This is a genomic window from Chryseobacterium oryzae (assembly GCF_022811665.1).
GTDB lineage: Bacteria > Bacteroidota > Bacteroidia > Flavobacteriales > Weeksellaceae > Chryseobacterium > Chryseobacterium oryzae.
This window is the reverse complement of sequence record NZ_CP094529.1, coordinates 648,256-667,363: the sequence shown is the minus strand read 5'-3', so window position 1 is coordinate 667,363 and position 19,108 is coordinate 648,256. Positions and strand designations below refer to the sequence as shown.

General features: G+C 34.4%; 18 protein-coding genes. 11 read left to right on the top strand and 7 right to left on the bottom strand.

Annotated features, from left to right (window positions below):
* Positions 1–92 precede the first annotated feature (92 nt).
* The gene (locus MTP08_RS03090) at positions 93–719 is read left to right on the top strand and encodes a helix-turn-helix domain-containing protein (RefSeq protein WP_243577005.1); all 627 of its coding nucleotides are present in this window, start codon (positions 93–95) and stop codon (positions 717–719) included.
* A 12-nt stretch (positions 720–731) separates the two neighbouring features.
* On the opposite strand, the gene MTP08_RS03085 is transcribed toward MTP08_RS03090, so the two are convergent.
* Complete coding sequence (locus MTP08_RS03085) at positions 732–2,861, bottom strand: helix-turn-helix domain-containing protein (RefSeq protein ID WP_243577716.1); 2,130 nt, start codon at positions 2,859–2,861, stop codon at positions 732–734.
* A 131-nt stretch (positions 2,862–2,992) separates the two neighbouring features.
* On the opposite strand from MTP08_RS03085, the gene MTP08_RS03080 reads away from it, so the two are divergent.
* Positions 2,993–3,439: a hypothetical protein gene (locus MTP08_RS03080; RefSeq protein WP_243577004.1), complete on the top strand. Its 447-nt coding sequence runs from the start codon at positions 2,993–2,995 to the stop codon at positions 3,437–3,439.
* Between the two features lie 44 nt (positions 3,440–3,483).
* Here the strand turns inward: MTP08_RS03080 and MTP08_RS03075 are convergent, their stop codons facing one another.
* The gene (locus MTP08_RS03075) at positions 3,484–3,999 is read right to left on the bottom strand and encodes a gamma carbonic anhydrase family protein (protein ID WP_209388855.1); all 516 of its coding nucleotides are present in this window, start codon (positions 3,997–3,999) and stop codon (positions 3,484–3,486) included.
* A 142-nt stretch (positions 4,000–4,141) separates the two neighbouring features.
* Between MTP08_RS03075 and MTP08_RS03070 the strand changes: the two genes are divergently transcribed.
* From MTP08_RS03070 to MTP08_RS03055, 4 genes are all read left to right on the top strand, one after another.
* Positions 4,142–5,020, top strand: a complete 879-nt coding sequence (locus MTP08_RS03070) for a NifU family protein (protein WP_243577003.1) — start codon at positions 4,142–4,144, stop codon at positions 5,018–5,020.
* Positions 5,021–5,069: 49 nt separating this feature from the next.
* Positions 5,070–6,092, top strand: coding sequence for a ferrochelatase (gene hemH / locus MTP08_RS03065; protein ID WP_243577002.1), 1,023 nt, complete (start codon positions 5,070–5,072; stop codon positions 6,090–6,092).
* A gap of 190 nt (positions 6,093–6,282) precedes the next feature.
* A complete protein-coding gene (locus MTP08_RS03060) occupies positions 6,283–6,510 on the top strand; it encodes a hypothetical protein (protein WP_209388852.1) in 228 nt (75 codons plus the stop codon).
* Positions 6,510–6,770 carry a hypothetical protein gene (locus MTP08_RS03055; protein WP_209388851.1) on the top strand — a complete coding sequence of 87 codons (261 nt, stop codon included), beginning with the start codon at positions 6,510–6,512 and terminating at the stop codon, positions 6,768–6,770. Before MTP08_RS03060 ends, MTP08_RS03055 begins: the two co-directional genes overlap by 1 nt.
* Before the next feature lie 91 nt (positions 6,771–6,861).
* Here the strand turns inward: MTP08_RS03055 and MTP08_RS03050 are convergent, their stop codons facing one another.
* Positions 6,862–8,073, bottom strand: coding sequence for a type IX secretion system plug protein (locus tag MTP08_RS03050; RefSeq protein ID WP_243577001.1), 1,212 nt, complete (start codon positions 8,071–8,073; stop codon positions 6,862–6,864).
* Positions 8,074–8,211: 138 nt separating this feature from the next.
* Positions 8,212–9,699 (bottom strand): histidine ammonia-lyase, encoded by a 1,488-nt coding sequence (hutH, locus tag MTP08_RS03045; RefSeq protein ID WP_243577000.1) that lies wholly within the window; start codon positions 9,697–9,699, stop codon positions 8,212–8,214.
* Between the two features lie 116 nt (positions 9,700–9,815).
* Between hutH and MTP08_RS03040 the strand changes: the two genes are divergently transcribed.
* The 3 genes from MTP08_RS03040 (at position 9,816) to MTP08_RS03030 (ending at position 14,328) form a co-directional block, all read left to right on the top strand.
* Positions 9,816–10,580 (top strand): hypothetical protein, encoded by a 765-nt coding sequence (locus tag MTP08_RS03040; RefSeq protein ID WP_243576999.1) that lies wholly within the window; start codon positions 9,816–9,818, stop codon positions 10,578–10,580.
* A gap of 76 nt (positions 10,581–10,656) precedes the next feature.
* Positions 10,657–12,450, top strand: a complete 1,794-nt coding sequence (gene uvrC / locus MTP08_RS03035; RefSeq protein WP_243576998.1) for an excinuclease ABC subunit UvrC — start codon at positions 10,657–10,659, stop codon at positions 12,448–12,450.
* A gap of 144 nt (positions 12,451–12,594) precedes the next feature.
* Entirely contained in the window at positions 12,595–14,328 is a 1,734-nt protein-coding gene (locus MTP08_RS03030) for a thiamine pyrophosphate-dependent enzyme (protein ID WP_243576997.1), read from the top strand.
* Between the two features lie 122 nt (positions 14,329–14,450).
* Here MTP08_RS03030 and MTP08_RS03025 read toward each other — a convergent pair whose 3' ends face one another.
* The 3 genes from MTP08_RS03025 to MTP08_RS03015 are packed head-to-tail and all read right to left on the bottom strand — an operon-like array spanning position 14,451 to position 16,737.
* Entirely contained in the window at positions 14,451–14,942 is a 492-nt protein-coding gene (locus tag MTP08_RS03025) for a cupin domain-containing protein (protein ID WP_243576996.1), read from the bottom strand.
* Between the two features lie 35 nt (positions 14,943–14,977).
* The gene (locus MTP08_RS03020) at positions 14,978–15,397 is read right to left on the bottom strand and encodes a Dabb family protein (protein WP_243576995.1); all 420 of its coding nucleotides are present in this window, start codon (positions 15,395–15,397) and stop codon (positions 14,978–14,980) included.
* An 11-nt stretch (positions 15,398–15,408) separates the two neighbouring features.
* Entirely contained in the window at positions 15,409–16,737 is a 1,329-nt protein-coding gene (locus MTP08_RS03015) for a hypothetical protein (RefSeq protein ID WP_243576994.1), read from the bottom strand.
* 229 nt (positions 16,738–16,966) lie between these two features.
* Between MTP08_RS03015 and MTP08_RS03010 the strand changes: the two genes are divergently transcribed.
* A complete protein-coding gene (locus MTP08_RS03010; protein ID WP_243576993.1) occupies positions 16,967–17,656 on the top strand; it encodes a response regulator transcription factor in 690 nt (229 codons plus the stop codon).
* On the top strand, positions 17,653–19,023 hold the full coding sequence (locus MTP08_RS03005) for a sensor histidine kinase (protein WP_243576992.1): 1,371 nt from the start codon (positions 17,653–17,655) through the stop codon (positions 19,021–19,023). The genes MTP08_RS03010 and MTP08_RS03005 overlap by 4 nt, the downstream gene beginning before the upstream one ends.
* Positions 19,024–19,108 lie beyond the last annotated feature (85 nt).

The following is a 19,108-nucleotide window of genomic DNA, read 5'->3' as shown; positions in this document are numbered from 1 at the left end:
TTCCACAAAAATAATAAAAATAATACAATTTGCAAATATTTTTAGCAAAATTTATGATAAATAACCTTATATTTGCAAAAAAGATTAGACTTATGAGTTTTTTCGGAACCAATATTAAGAAAATACGACACGTTAAAGGTTTGAGCCAAAAAGCTTTTGGAGATTTGTTTGAACTCAACAGAGGCGTAATAAGTGCTTACGAAGAAGGAAGAGCAGAACCCAAAATTGAAACTTTGCTGAAAGTTGCCCACTACTTCAATTTAGATATTGACGATTTTCTAACGAAACCACTACAGGTAAACGATTTAGTAAGCGGATCGGTGATAGATACCTTAATGTTTTCTCCTATCGAAAATTTTAAGAAAACCCAAACAGAGCAAAATCTTAGCGATGCAAATTCATCAAAAAATAAAATTTTGCAAAAAATATTAGCAAACGTTGATTTTGTACATGAATTTACCGATGAGAAAAAAACTCTTCCTTTTTACAATTCTGGAGATATTCTTTTTTTAGTAAAAGCCGATTTTAATTCGGAAAGAAACGAAACACTTTTCTTTTTAGAAAATGAAAACATCCATAACCTTTCCGAAATTCCAGAAAAAAAATGGAAAGAAAAGGAAATTTACACAATAGCAGGACATCTCTCGCTGCATCGAAAAAATGTATTTTCTGACATCCTGAAAAGAATTGAAAATTTAGAAAATTTTATAAAAAAGTAACCTAATAATTAATTAAGCATTATTTTTTGTCTTTTGATAAGTAAAATGATTGATAAGAATGCGTATCTCATTGAATTCAAAATCTTTTGGCAAAGCATTTTTCCATTCGTTAAGTGTTTCATGGGAATTTTGAGAAAACTCAACTTCAAAAGCTTTAATTTTATCCGAAGTAATAATTCTGGAAATATTCAACAAACCCTGTTCTGCAAATTTAGCAAGATGCCCCAAAATAGTTTCTTTCACCAAACCTCTTTCCAGAGCAATTTCAGAAACCGTTTTTCCTTCTTCAAATAACTGAAAAGTAAGAACCTGAGAAGGAACTTTTGCAATTTTCATGCTTACTTCTTTATTGTTTTTTTCCTCCAAAAGTTTTGTTTCGAGAAGATATAATTCTTTTAAACCATTCAGATAATCTTCAATATCCTCCAACCAGGTTCTAAGTTCTTCGTTGTATTGTTTTAAACCTTTCAATCCTTTAATTTCTGAATAAAAATCTTTTAAAGGACTAAAAATCTTATCATTTATTTCTCTGAAAAAGAAATTAACCGCTCCTTTCGATTTATTTTCAATCTCTATCCATTCTTCTTTTTTCTGAATAAAAAGATGCACTTTTTGAAAAATAATCCTTTCGAGCTTATCAAAAATCTTAGCAAGATTCTGAACTTCATGCTTTAGCTGTAAATAAAGCTGATTGGCTTTATTGCGATCTACACCTTTGCTTACAAGAGATAAATTATTCCAATGCTCTACTTCTTTCATCATCCATTTACAATCCAGTGTTCGCAAAAGTTTCCGAATAGAATAATCATATTTTTCCTGATTCAGAATATCTTCAATATGATCATTAGCTTGGGTTTCTCCCTGAAATTTCAGGATTCTATTATCCTTAAAAATAACTTCGGGAGTAATTTTGGATTTCAAAACGATTCCTTCCAAAGTACGGCAACGGGATAAAGCCACGTAAACCTGTCCCGCAGTGAAACTTTTACCGGCATCAATAATCACCTTATCAAAAGTAAGTCCCTGACTTTTATGAATTGTAACCGCCCATGCAAGCTTGATAGGAAACTGCTCAAAACTTCCCAAAACCTCTTCTTTAATCATCTTATCAGAATCTAAAGAATATTTTTTCTGTTCCCAAACCTCTCGTTTTACCGTAATTTCCCGCTCACTTCCGTCTAAAACAACCTTAATTTCATTATCATCCAAAGCAGAAATTTCACCAAGTTTACCGTTATAGTATTTTTTCTCTCCCGAAATATCATTACGGATAAACATAATCTGAGCTCCAACTTTCAGCTCAAGATACTGCTCGTTCGGAAACTGATTTTCTTTAAACTCACCAAAAAGTTTAGCTTCATAAACTCCGGATGTTAATTTAATATCTTTAAGCTTTTCCTGATTGATATCATCTGCCATTTTATTATGAGAACAGAGATAAACATAAGGCTGATCTTCGGTTTTAAAATCGGGATTATATCTTGTATTTAACTCATCAAAATCGATATTTGCGACATCACCATCGCGAATTGCATTCAGAATTTCAAGAAAATGAGCATCTGTCTGGCGGTAAACTTTTGTAAGTTCAATCGTAAGAAGCGGAATATCTTTAATTGCCAAACTGTCGAAGAAAAATGGCGAATTATAAAACATCTTCAACACATGTTCATCTCTTACCACCGGCGGAAGCTGATACAAATCTCCAATAAACAACATCTGAACTCCTCCAAAACGATGATTATTTCTACGGATGAAACGAAGAGAAAAATCCATCATATCCAAAACATCTGCACGCAACATAGAAACCTCATCAATAATAATAACTTCCACTTCACGCAAAAGCTTCAGTTTATCTTTCCGGTACTTAAAATGTTGCTGAAGATCTACAATATTATTCGCAATATTGCTGTCTATACGCTCTGAAGTCGGCAAAAAAGTACGAAGCGGAAGACCAAACATAGAATGTATGGTTACACCACCCGCATTAATCGCAGCAATCCCGGTAGGAGCCACTACAATATGCTTTTTTTTCGTTTTTTTTACAAATTCGTTGAGAAAAGTTGTTTTACCCGTTCCTGCTTTTCCGGTTAAAAAAACACTTCTGCTGGTAAATTCTATGAGTTCAAAAAAATGATTGTTCATCATCCACAAAATTACAGAAAAAGTATTTAGGGAATAAATTTTGATTCAATTAAAAAATATTATCATTTTTGTATATCCTGAAGAAAAACAATTTCCAGAAACCTGTTTTGCACACAATTCATTCTTTAATTATGAAAAAAAAACTGTTTACAGCTACATTTTTATCTATTTTTCTTTTAGCAATATTCGTCTCGTGTAAATCTACCAGTAACCTGGACGATTCCACTTTACCAAAAGATATTTCCGAAAGACCTTCAGACGAAAACAGTAAAAAATACGATGAAGCATTACTGGACGAACTCCGAAATGATATAGAATCTATTATTTCTAAAGAAAACTGCACAAAATCTTCTGAATGGACGTTTTCTGCAATGGGATCGAAAGCATGTGGTGGACCCACAAAATATATTGCCTATCCTAGAAAACTCGAAAACATCATCAAACCTAAAATCAGTAATTATACCCAAAAAATGTCTGAATATAATAAAAAATACAACATTACTTCCGATTGTATGATGACCGCAGAACCAACTGGCGTGAGATGCGATAACGGGAATGCAGTTTTAACTTATCAATAAAAAAACAAAGCTCTAGAATATTGTAGAGCTTTGTTTTATCCTGATTATTCTTTGTACCAAGAAGAATATTTTACATAATTATCTGCAATTCTGTTAACCTCACCTTCTAATAAGGAAGTAGAAATATCTTTTATTTTTCTGGCAGGAACACCGCCCCAAACTTCACCGGATTTAATATGCGTTCCCTGTGTTACCACCGAACCAGCTCCTACAATAGAATTTTCTTCAACAAGACAATTATCCATCACAATAGAACCCATCCCGATTAAAACGTTATCTTTAATGGTACAGCCATGAACTATCGCATTATGACCGATAGAAACATTATTGCCAATTTCTAATGGATATTTTTCGTAAGTACAGTGAAGCATTGCATTATCCTGCACATTTACTTTATTCCCCATTTTTATATAATTAACATCTCCTCTAATCACTGCATTAAACCAAATACTGCAGTTTTCTCCCATTACCACATTTCCTACCACTGTAGCAGTTTCAGCCAGATAAGTATTTTTACCGATTTGCGGAGTTTTCCCTAAAAGTTCTTTTATAAGTGCCATATTTTAAAAAAATTTAATCATAAGCCATTTTTGAAATCGAATCTTGTCATTACAAATTACAGCGATAGCAAAAATCTAAATCTCAGCATCTGGCTTCTAACTTCTAAATCCGTACTTTTGTACTCTCAAATTTAAATAAAAAATGCGTACAATCCTTATAGAACCAACAGAAAACCCAAAAGTGATGAAATTTGTAGCCGATTACAATTTAATTCCGGGTTCTTTGGAGTTAGACAGAGATTCAGATATATCCGAAATTCCTTTGGCGCAGGAACTTTTCAATTATCCATTTGTGGAAAGAATTTTCATTACAGCCAATTTTGTCGCAGTTGCCAAACAAGATACCGTAGAATGGGAACACGTTGCCGAAAGTCTTAAAAACGCAATTGAGGACGAACTACTCGCTAACCCAAGAATTTATCTGCAGAAGAAAAAGGAAATGTATCAGATTTACGCTGAAATGACACCCAATCCGAATGTAATGAAGTTTGTTTCTAACAAATTACTTTTAGAAGGTTTTGTTGAAGTAAAATCCAGAAACGAAGCAGAAGGAGTTCCATTAGCACAGGCAATTTTCAAGGAATTTGATTTCGCTACAGAAGTTTTTATATCCGACAATTTTGTTGCTGTTACGAAAGACCACAGTGTAGAATGGCATCAGGTAATGGTTACAGTAAGAGCACTTATCGCAGATTATCTTCAAAATGGAGGAGAAATTTCAAACATAGAAGCTCAGAAGCACGAGAATCCTGTAGAAAAAATCATCAACAGAGAATATACCGATGATGAGCAGAAAATTTCAGACATTCTGAACGAATATGTTGCTCCTGCCGTAGAAAATGATGGCGGAAAAATTTCTTTAATGGAATACGACCAAGCTACCAAAACAGCCAAAATGCTTTTACAGGGAGCATGTTCCGGATGCCCAAGTTCTACAGCAACGCTTAAAGGCGGAATTGAAAATATTTTAAAACAATTCATTCCCGATTTAGTAGAAAAAGTAGAAGCCGTAAACGGATAACCTTCGCTGAATATAGCAAAATACTTATTACCAATTACTTTTAAATTATATGAAAGGAATATTATTAGTCAATCTCGGATCACCAAGGTCCACATCCGTACCCGATGTGAAGGAATATCTTGATGAGTTTCTTATGGATGAAAAAGTGATTGATTACCGCTGGTTTTTCCGTGCACTATTGGTTCGCGGAATTATTTTAAATACAAGACCTGCCAAATCTGCAGAAGCTTACAAAACAGTTTGGACAGACCAAGGTTCTCCTCTCATTGTAATAACAGAGCAAATTCAGAAAAAACTTCAGAAGCTTGTAGATGTTCCTGTAGAAATAGGAATGCGGTATGCACAGCCAAGTATCGAAAGCGGAATTCAAAAACTTGTTGATAAAGGAATTACGGAAATTGTTCTTTTTCCACTCTACCCGCAATATGCAATGAGCACAACCGAAACCGTTATTGAAAAAGCAGAAGAAGTAAGAAAAGCTAAGTTTCCGGGCATTAAAATTAATTATATACAGCCATTTTATAACAGGGAAATTTACATCAACTGTTTAGCGGAAAGCATAAAAGAAAAACTTCCGGAAAATTTTGATGCATTACAGTTTTCTTATCACGGAGTTCCGGAAAGACATATTTATAAAACTGACCCTACAAAAACCTGCAATCTTAACGATTGCTGTTCTCGGGAGAACAATCCGAGCCACTCATTCTGCTACCGTCATCAATGTTACAAAACTACCAACATGGTGATTGAAAAACTAGGAATTTCTAAAGAAAAAACAATCGTCTCATTTCAGTCACGATTAGGTAAAGACAAGTGGATTGAACCTTACACCGATGAAACCCTGGAAACCATCCCCAAGAAAGGAATAAAAAATCTTGCTGTTGTCTGCCCTGCATTTGTTTCAGATTGTTTGGAAACATTAGAAGAAATTTCGGTAGAAGGAAAAGAGCAGTTTACACATGCAGGTGGAGAAAACTTCCATTATATCCCCTGTCTGAATGATGAAGACCGATGGATTTCGGTAATTAAAACTTTATGTGAAGAAAAACTTCAGGATTTTTACGTTGTATAAAAACAAAGCACTTATTCATAATAAGTGCTTTTTTAATTAACACCCCTTAAAAAAAAAATAAGGGTGTTAATTAATTTACATTAATTTTTAAAGTTTTCATTCAAATTTAAAGGGGTTAGTATTGAAAATAAATTATTTTTTGTAATTTTACCTCATCAAAAACAAGGGTAATAATTAAATTTACATAAAAATGGATTCAAGAGTTGATTTTTTAAAAAGCAAAATTGAAAGTTTCAGTCCAGAAATAATTGAAGCTTTCATTAAAATAGTTGAAAGCATGAATCAATTGGCAACTGTTGATATTCCACAATTTTATCAGGAAGAATTGCAATACAGAATCAGCTTCCATACAGAAAACCCTTCCACAAAACTAGATTTTTTTGAAAACATTATTGAACTTGAAAAAAACTGTGCCTAATGAAAGTCTTACTTTCTTCCATGGCAAAGAATGACATTCAGCTTCTGATGAGAGTGCTCAATGCTCAAAAAAAAGATCAGGATCGTTTATTTTTAAAAGAACTGAAAGATTCTGTACAGCAAATTATAAAAGAATCCGAACAGAAACATATTAAAAGTAAAGAAATGCAAATGTATCATTCTGAAAACTTTCCTATCTGCATTCATTACATGTTTGAAGATCAAGATAATCTTTTTGTTACTGCAGTTTTCAAAACGTAAAAAATTTCCAGACTATTATTATATTAAACCTTGCAAATAAAGCATTTGCAAGGTTTTTATTTGAAAAAATTTCATATCCAGAAAAGACCATTTACCTCACCGGAGTTCTGAATTCACCATAACCAATTAATCCGTCATAATTTCTTCCAAACGGTCTATAATACAGAAAAGCCTGATAAAGATTTTCTGTTTGCCAGAAATTACCATTCACTTCGCCAAAATTCAGGCTTCCGTTGTTTTCTTTTGTTGCCAAAACATAATTGTAAAAACCCTGTTTAAGGTAAATTCTTGCCATATATTTTTTTGAAGCCTCATCGTATTGCATCTGAAATTCCTTTTTCGGCTGAAAATCATTAAAACCTCCCAAAACATAGAGTTCTTTATCTATAGGTTCCGAATCTAAAGAAAAATATAACCAAGAATAATCTGCTTCCCGCTCTGCATTTCTTTCTAAACCTAAGTCATTTCTACGATAATACCACGCTCCGTTTACATCTGGCTGATATTGATAATTAAGCGGATACGCCCAAACCGAATGAAGATAAGTCTGATTAACTCCATCTAAAATATCTGTTGCACGAACCATATCGGCTGCCATTTTCATATTTTTATTATCAAAGTAATAAAATTCATTATTACCGGGAAAGACAAGATTCAGTTGCTGGAAAAGCAATTTATTTCCCATGGTAGAACTCGGCTTCTGTCCGGAAATCTGCATATTGGGATTATTATTCTGCAAAAGAGTAAGGGTTATAGAATTAACATTCGATGTAAGATCACCGGCTTTTGCAACAGCCTGTACTTCTACCCTTTGGTTAACATTAGGGTTTTTGGCGTCTGCAAATCTTGAAATATTTAACGCTAAATTTGCCTGATCTTCAACAATTGAAAATCTTCTTGTAAAAAGCGGTTCATCTGCGGATCTTTTATAAACTATCAACTCAAAATTCCCTGAAATTTTAGGCTGAATTTTATCATTGGGAAATTTTAAAACATAATGAGTATATGGCTGCAGAGTATTAAACGAATACTGAAACTCATCCAACATTGCATTCATCTGCCCATTAGCAATTTCACTAAAAAAAAGATTATCGTATTCCCAGTTTCTGTCGTAATGCTTTATAGTATAGCGATATATTTCGCTGGAATTCGTAAGATCATCAAACCTCAGAATAAGCTGCTGTCCATTATAAATTACAGGAGTTTCATCATTTGTCTGAGGATTAAACAACTGTATGCTTTGTATATTCTGCCCAAAGATAAACCCACCCAAAGACAGCAAAAATAATTGTAATGTTTTCATTATGACGAATATAATGAATATTTTAAACTACAGAAAACTTTATGCTTTTCTATGCGGATAAAAAAATGATTCAAATTTGTGAAAAAATAAAACCCGGAGTAATTTCACCGGGTTTTCAGCCTTATAATTTTGACATTGTTAATTCACTACAAATTTTCTTTCATTGATGAGCTCGGCAATTGACAACATATCTTTTCCAATTAAACGGTCATCTTCCAGTTTTGTAACTTTAGAACGAAGAATAGCAAAATTTTCTTCAATAATTTTAGAACATTTTGCAGGTCTTCTAAACTCTAAGCCTTGTGTAGCAAACATTAGTTCAACTGCTAAAATATTTACTAAATTACCCAGAACCTGATTAAATTTTCTTCCTGAAATGCTCCCCATAGAAACATGGTCTTCCTGCCCTAAACTGGTAGGAATAGAATCTGCAGAAGCCGGAAAACAAAGCGTTTTATTCTCGGTTACCAACGCCGCACTGGTGTACTGCGGAATCATGAATCCAGAATTTAATCCGGAACTTTCTGTAAGCAATCTCGGCAAACCATACTTTCCTTCAAGTAAAAGATAACTTCTTCTATCTGAAATATTACCTAACTCTGCAGCGGCTAAAGTAGCATAATCTAAAGGAAGTGCCATCAATTGTCCATGGAAATTACCTCCGGAAATAGATTCTTCAGCACTTAAAACAATTGGATTATCTGTTACAGAATTCAGTTCGGTTTCCGCCATCATTTTAAGATGTTCAAATGCATTTCGGCTGGCTCCGTGAACCTGAGGCACACAACGCATTGAGTAAGGATCCTGTACTCTTTCGCAATCTTCATGAGCTTGCAGATTTTCAGAATTTTTCAGGAATTTCAGCATTCTTGCCGCAACTTTTTTACTTCCTGCAAAAGGTCTTATTTCATGCAGTTCTTTTTTAAACGGACTTGCAGAACCTCTGTATGCTTCCAAACTCATCGCTGCAGTCATGTCTGCCAAATCCAGCAGATACTCAAATTTTTCTAATCCTTTAATGGCATGAGCCAGAATAAACTGAGTTCCGTTGATTAAACCTAAACCTTCTTTCGGCCCTAAAACCAAAGGCTCAAGATTATTTTTTTCTAAAATTTCTGAAGTTTCGAAAATCTCGTTCCCAATCCAAACTTGTCCGATTCCCAAAAGAGGCAAAACCAAGTGCGAAAGAGGAGCCAAATCTCCTGAAGCTCCCACAGAACCCTGTTCCGGAACCACCGGAATAATATCTTTCTCCAACATTACAATTAATCTTTCGATTACCTCCAGAGAAACTCCCGAAAACCCTTTAGATAACGCATGAATTTTTGAAATCATCATTATTTTAGAAAGTTCTTTATCTATGGGCTTTCCTACTCCAACTGCATGAGAAATAATTAGATTATATTGTAACTGAGCAGTTTCATCCGCAGATATTTTGGTATCGCAAAGCGGACCAAAACCTGTATTTATACCATACACACAACGATCTGAATCTACAATCTGCTGAACGTTTTTCTGTGATTTTAAAATCTGTTTTTTCGCTGAGTCATTCAGCTTAACTTTTCCTGGATCTTTACATATCGCTAAAACATCATGAAAACTAAGCGTATCTATTCCGTAAATCATTTAATAAAATTTCCCTAAAATTACACTTTTTAGTGTATTAGAAAAAAGGAAAATTAGTTCATATTACAATCATCATTTTTTTTACTTTTACATCTAAATTTTAAACTCAAAAATGTATGAAAATTAAAGCTTTATTACTCGCTTTTTTTATGATTAGTCTTTCTGCTTTCTCTCAGGACAAAGTAAAATATTCTAAAGAAGACATTAAAAAAATGGAAAACTATTTATTTAATGAAGGTTTCACGGTTCCATCTTCAAAGAAAATATCTACCATTGTGATGAAAGATGGTACAGTTTATAAAGGATATTGCAATGATGTAGACCGAAAAAAAGGACAGATTTATGAAATTGGCATTAAAGACAGTGCTACTAAAAAAGAACTGAAACTAAACGCAGAAAATGTAAGCGAAATGTATATTTACCCAACCAATGCACAAAAAGTAGCCAAAGTGGGGAAATATTTCGGAAATATTAGAAATTTCGGAACTAAAAAACTTACTAAAAATACAACCAACGAAACCATTCATTTTGTAAATCAAACTGTTTCTTTAAAGAATAAAAAAGACGAAAAAGAGTTTTTGATGCAGTTGATTAATCCTGAATTCAGCGATATTATAGCAGTTTATTTTGATCCTGTAGCCAAAGAAACAGGAGGTTTTTCTATCGGAGGATCTCCACAGTTGGGTGGCGGAGTTACAAAATCCTATTATGTAAAAAAAGGAGATAAAGTAATTTGGCTTCACAAAGATGATTTTGAAGACAATTACGATTTTCTTTTTGGAGATAATGCAGAATTCATCCAAAAATATCCTAAAAATTCGGTAAAATGGGATTATTTCAGCTTTCTGGTAAGCGAATATACCCAAATGAGCGAAAGCTAATCCTTTAAAATAAAATATTACAAGCTGCAGAAATACTGCAGCTTTTTTTTGCACTGAATTTGCTTAAATTTGCCTTATGAATCCTTCTTTAGAGTTACAGCTTAAAACTTTACCTTCCGAACCCGGTGTTTATCGTTATTACGACAAAAACGAGAATCTCCTGTATGTTGGGAAAGCAAAAAATCTAAAGAAAAGAGTACTGTCTTATTTCAACAAGACACTATCCGGTTACCGAACGAGAATAATGGTTGGAAAAATCGTCCGTCTGGAAACAACGATTGTAAACAGCGAATACGATGCACTTTTGTTGGAGAACAACCTCATTAAAGAACATCAGCCAGTCTACAATGTGATGCTGAAAGACGACAAAACCTACCCTTGGATTTGTATTAAAAACGAAGAGTTCCCGAGAATTTTCCTTACAAGAAATAAAATAAAAGACGGTTCTGAATATTACGGCCCCTACGCAAAAGTACGTCCCGCAAAAATTTTGCTGGATACCATAAAACATATTTATAAACTCCGAACCTGCAACCTCAATTTAGCTCCCAGTAAAATTGATGAAGGTAAATATAAAGTCTGTCTGGAATTTCATATCAAAAACTGCGAAGGACCTTGCGAAGGCTTGGAAAGCAAAGCAGATTATGATGAAAAAATAGACGCAATCCGCGGAATTATTAAAGGAGATTTCCGGGCTGCAAAAGATTATCTGATAAAGCAAATGACTAAATATGCTGCCAATCTTCAGTTCGAAAATGCTCAGATGATTAAAGAAAGACTGAATATTTTAGAAGATTACCAGTCAAAAAACACTGTTGTAAACCCGAATATTGATGATGTTGATGTTTTTGGAATGACAAGCGATGAAACAGCTGCTTACGTTAATTATTTTAAAATCCGAAACGGAAATATCATCCAAAGTTTCACTACAGAAATAAAAAAAGTGCTTGAGGAGACAGACGAAGAAATAATGGAGGAAGCTTTAATTGAAATTCGGCAAAAATTCAACTCCAATTCCAAAGAAGTCCTGCTTCCCTTTCATCTCGGAATAGAAATTCCGGATGTAAAACTGATTATTCCTAAAGTAGGTGATAAAAAAAGAATTGTAGAACTTTCGGAAAAAAATGCAAAAGAATACCGCATTGAAAAACTGAAACAGGTACAAATTGTAGATCCCGAAAGACATTCCAACAGAATTATGGCAGAAATGCAAAAGCTTTTGAGAATGCCGGTTGAACCAAGACATATTGAAGGGTTTGATAACTCTAACATCCAAGGAACCAATCCTGTTTCTGCATGCGTAGTTTTTAAAGACGGAAAACCAAGTAAAGCAGATTATAGAATTTTTCATCCAAAAACAGTGGAAGGCCCCAACGATTTTGCTACCATGGAAGAGGTAATCTACCGTAGATATAAAAGAATGCTTGATGAAGGCGAAAATCTACCGCAGCTAATTTTAATTGATGGTGGAAAAGGACAGCTTTCTTCCGCTGTAAAAAGCTTGAAAATATTAGGTCTGTACGGAAAAATAACCATTGTGGGAATAGCAAAAAGGCTGGAAGAAATTTTCTTTCCGGAAGATTCTATACCTTTCTATTTAGACAAAAAATCTGAAACTTTAAAGGTTCTGCAACGGGTAAGAGACGAAGCACACCGTTTTGGAGTAAAACATCACCGTACAAGAAGAAAAAATTCTACCATAAAATCTGAGCTCGAAGAAATACCAGGCGTTGGAGAAAAAACAATTGCACTTCTTCTGTCTAAACTAAAATCTGTTAAAAGAATAAAAGAATCTAATCTGGAAACTTTAGAAGAAATTTTAGGCAAATCTAAAGCAAAAGTGATTTATGATTTCTTTAATGGTGAATAAAATATATATTTTTTTAAAACAACGTTTAAGAACCAGTGAACCTATTGCTATATTATAATGATTTGAATGTAGATTGGTCGATATTTTGTACTTCAATTATTTTAAAATAAACTTGAGAGTAATAAACGTATAAAAATTATATTTATGGCAAAAAATGTAGCTGAGCAGATCGTAGAAATGCTCGAAAACGCTAATGTAAAAAGAATATATGCAGTTACGGGAGACAGTCTTAATCATCTTAATATCGCAGTAAAAAAAAGCAGTATAGAATGGATTCATGTTCGGCATGAAGAAGTGGGCGCTTATGCCGCCGCCGCCGAAGCAGAACTCGATGGTTTCGCAGTCTGTGCAGGAAGCTGCGGTCCTGGTCATGTGCATTTAATAAATGGTGTTTACGAAGCACACCGATCCCATGTTCCTATGTTGGTAATAGCCTCTACAATACCGAGCGAGGAAATGGGAATGGATTATTTTCAGGAAACCAATACTATAAAACTTTTTGATGACTGCAGTTATTATAATCAAATGATAACCAGACCCGAACAAGTACAAAGAACAGTTCAGACAGCTATGCAACATGCCATATCCAAAAAAGGAGTTGCGGTTATCGGACTTCCTGGTGATGTTTCGGAAATGAATGCAGAAGAGGCTACAACTTCCAATAAAATATTCAGAACTAACCCTGTTATCCGCCCTTCTGATTATGAATTGGAAGATCTTGCAAAGCTCATCAACGAAAGTAAAAAAGTTACAATCTATTGCGGAATTGGAGCGGAACATTCTAATGCAGAAGTGGTTCAGTTATCAAAATTGCTAAAATCTCCGGTAGGATATTCTTTCAGAGGAAAAATGTCTATACAGCCCAACAATCCCAATGAAGTAGGTTTAACAGGTTTATTAGGGCTTCCTTCGGCATATCATGCGATGCACGATTCAGATTTGCTTTTACTTTTGGGAACAGATTTCCCTTATCAGAAATTTATGCCTGTAAAAAACAAGATTGTACAGATAGACGAAAACCCGGAAAGACTGGGAAGAAGAGCCAAACTGGAACTTGGTTTAGCGGGTGATGTAAAGGAAACAATTAAAGCGCTTATCCCTCTTTTAAAGGAAAAAGAAGATGGTAGTTTCCTTAAACAACAGTTGGAATTTTATGATAAAGTAAAAGAAAACCAGCTTACCTATGTTAAAGACTCAGGAAAGGAAAATGCCATACAACCAGAATTTGTCACCCATATTTTAGACCGTATCGCTGCTAAAAATGCTATATTTACAGTAGACACAGGAATGTGCTGCGTTTGGGGAGCACGTTACATTACAGGAACAGGAGAAAGAAAATTATTGGGCTCTTTCAATCACGGTTCTATGGCAAATGCATTACCAATGGCAATCGGTGCATCTCTTGCACATCCCGACAGACAGGTAATTGCGATGTGCGGTGATGGAGGTTTATCTATGCTTTTGGGCGATATGGCGACGATTTTCCAATACAAATTGCCAGTTAAACTGATTGTTTTCAACAACCGAAGCCTCGGAATGGTAAAATTGGAGATGGAAGTCGCCGGAATGCCGGATAATGAAACCGATATGGTAAATCCGGATTTTGCAATGATTGCTCAGGCAATGGGCTATCCTGGCAAAAATGTACATCAGCCGGAAGAGGTAGAACAGGCTATTCAGGATTGCTTAAATCATAACGGACCTTATCTTTTAAATATTTTTACCAATCCTAATGCATTGGCATTACCTCCAAAAATTGAGATTGAGCAGGTTCTAGGAATGACAAAATCTATGACACAATTGATGTTGGGAGGAAAAATGCAGGAAGCTTTAGATACTGTAAAAACCAACTACAAACATATCAAAGATTTGCTTTAAAGTATGAAAATCATTGCATTATTTGCCTAATAAATATTGTAATGATTTATAAGCATATTTTTATTGATACAAAAAAGGCTTGTCTCATTGTTGAGACAAGCCTTTTTTTAAACTGAACCAATTTATTTAGCTCCATTATCTGCGATGAAAAAATCATCGGCATCTTCTGCAATAGGAACGTAAAGTCTCTCCCATTCTTTACTGTTCACCATATCCCAGCTGTGTCCTTTTCCTTTAAGATCCTCCGCTAAAAGTATCGTACCAGGTTTGATGATAAATGTAGAACCATCTGATACTTTAAATTTAATATTCCCTTTTAAAGTAATTACATATTGTCTTCTTGGTGCAGGGTGTGCATTTTTTTCCCACTCTTCTGTTTTGTTGCTAAGCCAGAAAGTAGTGGTATTCATGTGTTTAAGAGTAGGTATTCTGCCTTTCTCAAACGCACAAGTACCATCTGCATTATTAATTAACCTGTATGCAGGGATATAATCTTTAGACTCCTCTTTGTTAACTTTAAAGCTTAAATTTTTGCTTTCTTTATTTTGAGCGTTTGCCATTGCGATTGTGTTAAATGCCATAATAACGCAAATTCCTTTAATGATATTTTTCATTGTAATAAAAATTTAAATAATATTATTGTTGTTTCTTAATTGTAAACGGTATCATATACTAACATTTTCTCAAAAAATGGTTTGTATTGCTGTACTAATGCTAGATGCTCCGGTAATTTTCCGTAAGCTTCGAGTTCTTCTAAAGAATTAAACTGCATCGCACAATTATAAGTGTATGTGCTGTCTAAAACCGCCCTTGGAGAAGATCCTGCAGGTACTCCGTAGCGAAGATTTTTTTGATAAGGCAATTTTTTAAGACCTTCGAAGAATTTTTCAAAATTTTTCACTTCTGTTGCAGAAAGATCTTTTCTGAGCCAGAAGAATAAGTTATGTGCGTACACTTTTTTATTTTTTAAAGGTTTAACATTAGTAAACATGGAGGCAAACATATTCCCTGAGACCAGTAAAAATGCAGAAGCCTGAAGAGATCGAAATAAAAATTTTCTCCTTTCCATAATGATTATTTTTAGTTGAAATCTATTCTGTATTTCAAAACAAACTGCCATTTTCTATCAGATACAATACCATTATCCATTGCACTGTTGGTATAAATAGGTCTGTTTTGCGCATCAAAAGTTAATCTTGAAGACATTCCGTTCATAAGAAGTGAGATTCCTGCATCATAGATGACTACGTTATCCTTCAAAGCATCAAGATTAGACATCTGAATTCCTACTGCTGGCTGCAATTGCAGATTTTTCTTTTCTTTATTGAAGTAAGGCAGCGTACCTCCTACCTGCAGATAATACGTATTTCCTGTACCTATAACAGGCATAGAATTTCCTGCTCCATTAAGAGTTGCCAGTTTCGGATCTACAGATGTAGCAGGATTATTGGTTCCTACGTAACGGATGTAGTTGGGACCGTAATCATTGTGCATTGCCATACCATATGCACTGATAGAAGTTCCTTTTTCTTTATTGAGCGGAGCATCATAAAATAAATCTACAGCAAAGTTTTTCATATCATCATTAATGGTATTTTTATCCAAATCCTGATGCCACATTGCATTATGAATATAATCGAAACCTGCTCCTAAGCTCAACACGTTCTTTTTCCCGGCATAGGTTCCGGAATTGAAAGGGGTTGATATATTTTCTTTATCGAGAAAAGCATATCTGAAATATCCTGAAAAGTCTTTACCCGGTGCATTTTTACTGAACGTGGCAACATTCACTTTAGGATCTGCAGTTGCCATTGTATAAGGATCTGCCAATACCAAACGGTAATCGAATCTGCCAAGCTGACCTTTTATATAGGCACTCAATTCTCTTACAGTATAATCTGTTGCACCAGCGTTAGAGGTAGCATAAGCCGGCAAATCAAACAACAATGTATTGAGCGGTCCGGTAGTAAATCTCGATAAACCTCTCCAAGTAGAACGCCCTGCACCAAAAGCAATCTTATCACTAAAACCATATTCTGCATAAGCATCCAAAAGATCGAAGTAATTACTGCCTTTTGCATTCATATTTACGTTTGTGGTACCACCCTGCAGAACGAACATCAATTTTTCTGTAGGTTTGTAGGTCATTTTTACCCTTACTCTTCTCAGCGAAAGGTCAGAAACATCAGATTTTGCCTGATTGTTGATAAGACTTCCGGGATTCAGCTGCGTATATCTTGCCCATAATTCTGCATAACCACTTAGAGAAATGTAGCGGGTACGTTCATTGTTCAGATAATGGGTGAGCATCGGGTTATTAAAATCATTTTTTTTCTGTGCTTCCACTTTAGAATACAAACCCAGCATTGATAATACTGCAAGACCGAGTTTAAAGGTTCTCCTTGTCATAATTTCTAATTATCTTAATTAATTTCGTTCGTTTTGATGGGACAAAATTAGATCGTGGAAACAAAGAACATCGTTAGAAAACTATTAGAAATTCTTTAGAAATTCATTAATACAGGTAAAAACTAAAAATATGAAATACCTTTGTACAGCGATATGAAGTTTAAAAAAAGCCAGTAATTATCAGACCGATTTTTTTTGATTTTTTTATAATTTAAATTCACTTTTATAGATGAAGGTTTTAATAGTAGAAGATAATGCACGTGTATCTGCTCTTATCAAACGAGGATTAGAGAGCCAGGGCTATGAGATATACATTTCTGAAGATGCCGAAGACGCCCTTGTAATGGCAGACAGAATACTTATTGACTTGGTAATAATGGATATCATGCTGCCCACGATGAACGGTATTGAGCTCAGTAAAATTCTGAAAAAGAAAAATCCTGATTTGCCAATCATTATGCTTACTGCATTAGGAACTATTGATGAAAAAATAGAGGGTTTTGATGCCGGTGCAGACGATTATATGGTGAAGCCATTCGAGATAAGAGAATTGTACGCAAGGATAAAAGCTGTCTTGCTGAGAAAATCTTCGCAAACGACGAAGAACGAAATTTCGGATATTCTTGCCTATCAGGAACTTCAAATCAATAAAAAAAACAGCCGTGTTTTTCGCGATGGGAAAGAAATAAACCTTACCCCAAAAGAGTTTAAACTTCTAGTTTTCCTGATGGATAATCCTGAACGTGTACTGAGCAGAGAAGAAATTGCCGAAAATGTATGGGGCAATCATTTCGATACAGGTACCAATTACATAGACGTCTACATTGCTTATCTCAGAAAGAAAATTGATAAAAATTTTGAGAAAAAACTTATTCACACAAAACCGGGAATGGGCTTTATTCTCAGCCATCAATTATGAAAATTGCCACCAGAACAGCTTTAAGCTACGCACTTCTTACCGCAGGAATTCTATTCATTTTTGCTTACGTTCTGTATTTTGTTTCAGAAAAAAATCGGGAAGACGAGTTCAATGACCGTTTAGGATATAAAATTACCTGGCGGTCGGAATTTTTATTTGATTTAAAACTAAGCGATTCAAAAATTAAGGAACTGCATGAAAGAAATAAAAAATTACTGAACGAAGCCGACATCAGCGTTTACGACAGCAACAAGAAGTTGATTTTCACAGACATACAACCTTCTTCTGAAAATGAGCATTATTTAGACCAGTTAATTCGTTCTCAAAAGGAAAAAATAACATGGCAAAAAAAAGACCGCCAATATATGGCTGTAAAATATCCTTTCCATGACAAAAAGTTTTATATCATAGGGAGTGCCGTAGATGTAACAGGAAATGCACACATTGCCGATTTTAAGAAAGATATTATCATTATCTACGTTATTTCCATTATCATCATTTTTGTAATTGGTTTTATTTTTTCTTATTATACTTTAAAGCCTTTAAAGGATATTATCATTCAGATTAAAGATATTTCTGAACATAACCTCAACAAAAGACTTATTGTTCCCAAAGCTAAGGATGAAATTTATGAACTTACGGAAACATTTAATTCCACATTTAACCGGCTGGAGAAATCCTTTAATAACCACAGACAGTTTGTTACTACTATTTCGCACGAGTTTCGGACACCGCTTTCTACCTTAATTGCAGAGCTCGAACTTGCCAAAGAACTGAATGTAACATTAGAAGACTACAAAACTTCTATTGAAAATGCTTTGCAAGATGCCAATCAGGCATCACATCTTTCCACCGCACTTTTAGACTTTGCCAGAGCAAGTTATGATGTTTCCCAGATTACTTTTGTGGCACTTCGGTTAGACGAAATCCTTGTCGATTCTAAAATTACATTATGCCAAAAAAATCCGAATTATAACGTAGGCATCAATTACATGGACGATCTCGCCAATGAAGATGAAAGCAATTATGACCTCAGCGGAAATCCTTATCTTCTTCAGATTGCTTTTCTAAATTTAATGGAAAACGCATGCAAATATTCGCAAGATAAGTCCTGTAATGTTGAAATTGAGGTAAGAAACAGCAGTTTGGAAATCCGTTTTATAGATCACGGAATCGGAATATCGGAAAAAGACCAATTGAAAATTTTTGATCTTTTTTACAGAGGAGCAAACAAAAATTACGATCAGGGAAATGGCATCGGATTATCTATCGTTCAGCGAATTATAGAAATTCACCACGGCACCATCTCTCTCGAATCGCAAGAGGGAAAAGGCAGCATTTTTAAAATTCAGTTTCCTAAAAATTAGTTTTTTATCAATTAAAGGTTTTTAAATTTCTATTTAAACAAAAAACCGCCGATTTCTAAAAATCAGCGGTCTTTTGTTAATAATT

What these genes read in the sequence shown, in the direction of transcription:
- MTP08_RS03090 (WP_243577005.1), top strand. Translation starts at nt 93, where the DNA reads ATGAGTTTTTTCGGAACCAATATTAAGAAAATACGACACGTTAAAGGT.
- MTP08_RS03085 (WP_243577716.1), bottom strand. Translation starts at nt 2,861, where the DNA reads ATGAACAATCATTTTTTTGAACTCATAGAATTTACCAGCAGAAGTGTT.
- MTP08_RS03080 (WP_243577004.1), top strand. Translation starts at nt 2,993, where the DNA reads ATGAAAAAAAAACTGTTTACAGCTACATTTTTATCTATTTTTCTTTTA.
- MTP08_RS03075 (WP_209388855.1), bottom strand. Translation starts at nt 3,999, where the DNA reads ATGGCACTTATAAAAGAACTTTTAGGGAAAACTCCGCAAATCGGTAAA.
- MTP08_RS03070 (WP_243577003.1), top strand. Translation starts at nt 4,142, where the DNA reads ATGCGTACAATCCTTATAGAACCAACAGAAAACCCAAAAGTGATGAAA.
- hemH (WP_243577002.1), top strand. Translation starts at nt 5,070, where the DNA reads ATGAAAGGAATATTATTAGTCAATCTCGGATCACCAAGGTCCACATCC.
- MTP08_RS03060 (WP_209388852.1), top strand. Translation starts at nt 6,283, where the DNA reads ATGGATTCAAGAGTTGATTTTTTAAAAAGCAAAATTGAAAGTTTCAGT.
- MTP08_RS03055 (WP_209388851.1), top strand. Translation starts at nt 6,510, where the DNA reads ATGAAAGTCTTACTTTCTTCCATGGCAAAGAATGACATTCAGCTTCTG.
- MTP08_RS03050 (WP_243577001.1), bottom strand. Translation starts at nt 8,073, where the DNA reads ATGAAAACATTACAATTATTTTTGCTGTCTTTGGGTGGGTTTATCTTT.
- hutH (WP_243577000.1), bottom strand. Translation starts at nt 9,699, where the DNA reads ATGATTTACGGAATAGATACGCTTAGTTTTCATGATGTTTTAGCGATA.
- MTP08_RS03040 (WP_243576999.1), top strand. Translation starts at nt 9,816, where the DNA reads ATGAAAATTAAAGCTTTATTACTCGCTTTTTTTATGATTAGTCTTTCT.
- uvrC (WP_243576998.1), top strand. Translation starts at nt 10,657, where the DNA reads ATGAATCCTTCTTTAGAGTTACAGCTTAAAACTTTACCTTCCGAACCC.
- MTP08_RS03030 (WP_243576997.1), top strand. Translation starts at nt 12,595, where the DNA reads ATGGCAAAAAATGTAGCTGAGCAGATCGTAGAAATGCTCGAAAACGCT.
- MTP08_RS03025 (WP_243576996.1), bottom strand. Translation starts at nt 14,942, where the DNA reads ATGAAAAATATCATTAAAGGAATTTGCGTTATTATGGCATTTAACACA.
- MTP08_RS03020 (WP_243576995.1), bottom strand. Translation starts at nt 15,397, where the DNA reads ATGGAAAGGAGAAAATTTTTATTTCGATCTCTTCAGGCTTCTGCATTT.
- MTP08_RS03015 (WP_243576994.1), bottom strand. Translation starts at nt 16,737, where the DNA reads ATGACAAGGAGAACCTTTAAACTCGGTCTTGCAGTATTATCAATGCTG.
- MTP08_RS03010 (WP_243576993.1), top strand. Translation starts at nt 16,967, where the DNA reads ATGAAGGTTTTAATAGTAGAAGATAATGCACGTGTATCTGCTCTTATC.
- MTP08_RS03005 (WP_243576992.1), top strand. Translation starts at nt 17,653, where the DNA reads ATGAAAATTGCCACCAGAACAGCTTTAAGCTACGCACTTCTTACCGCA.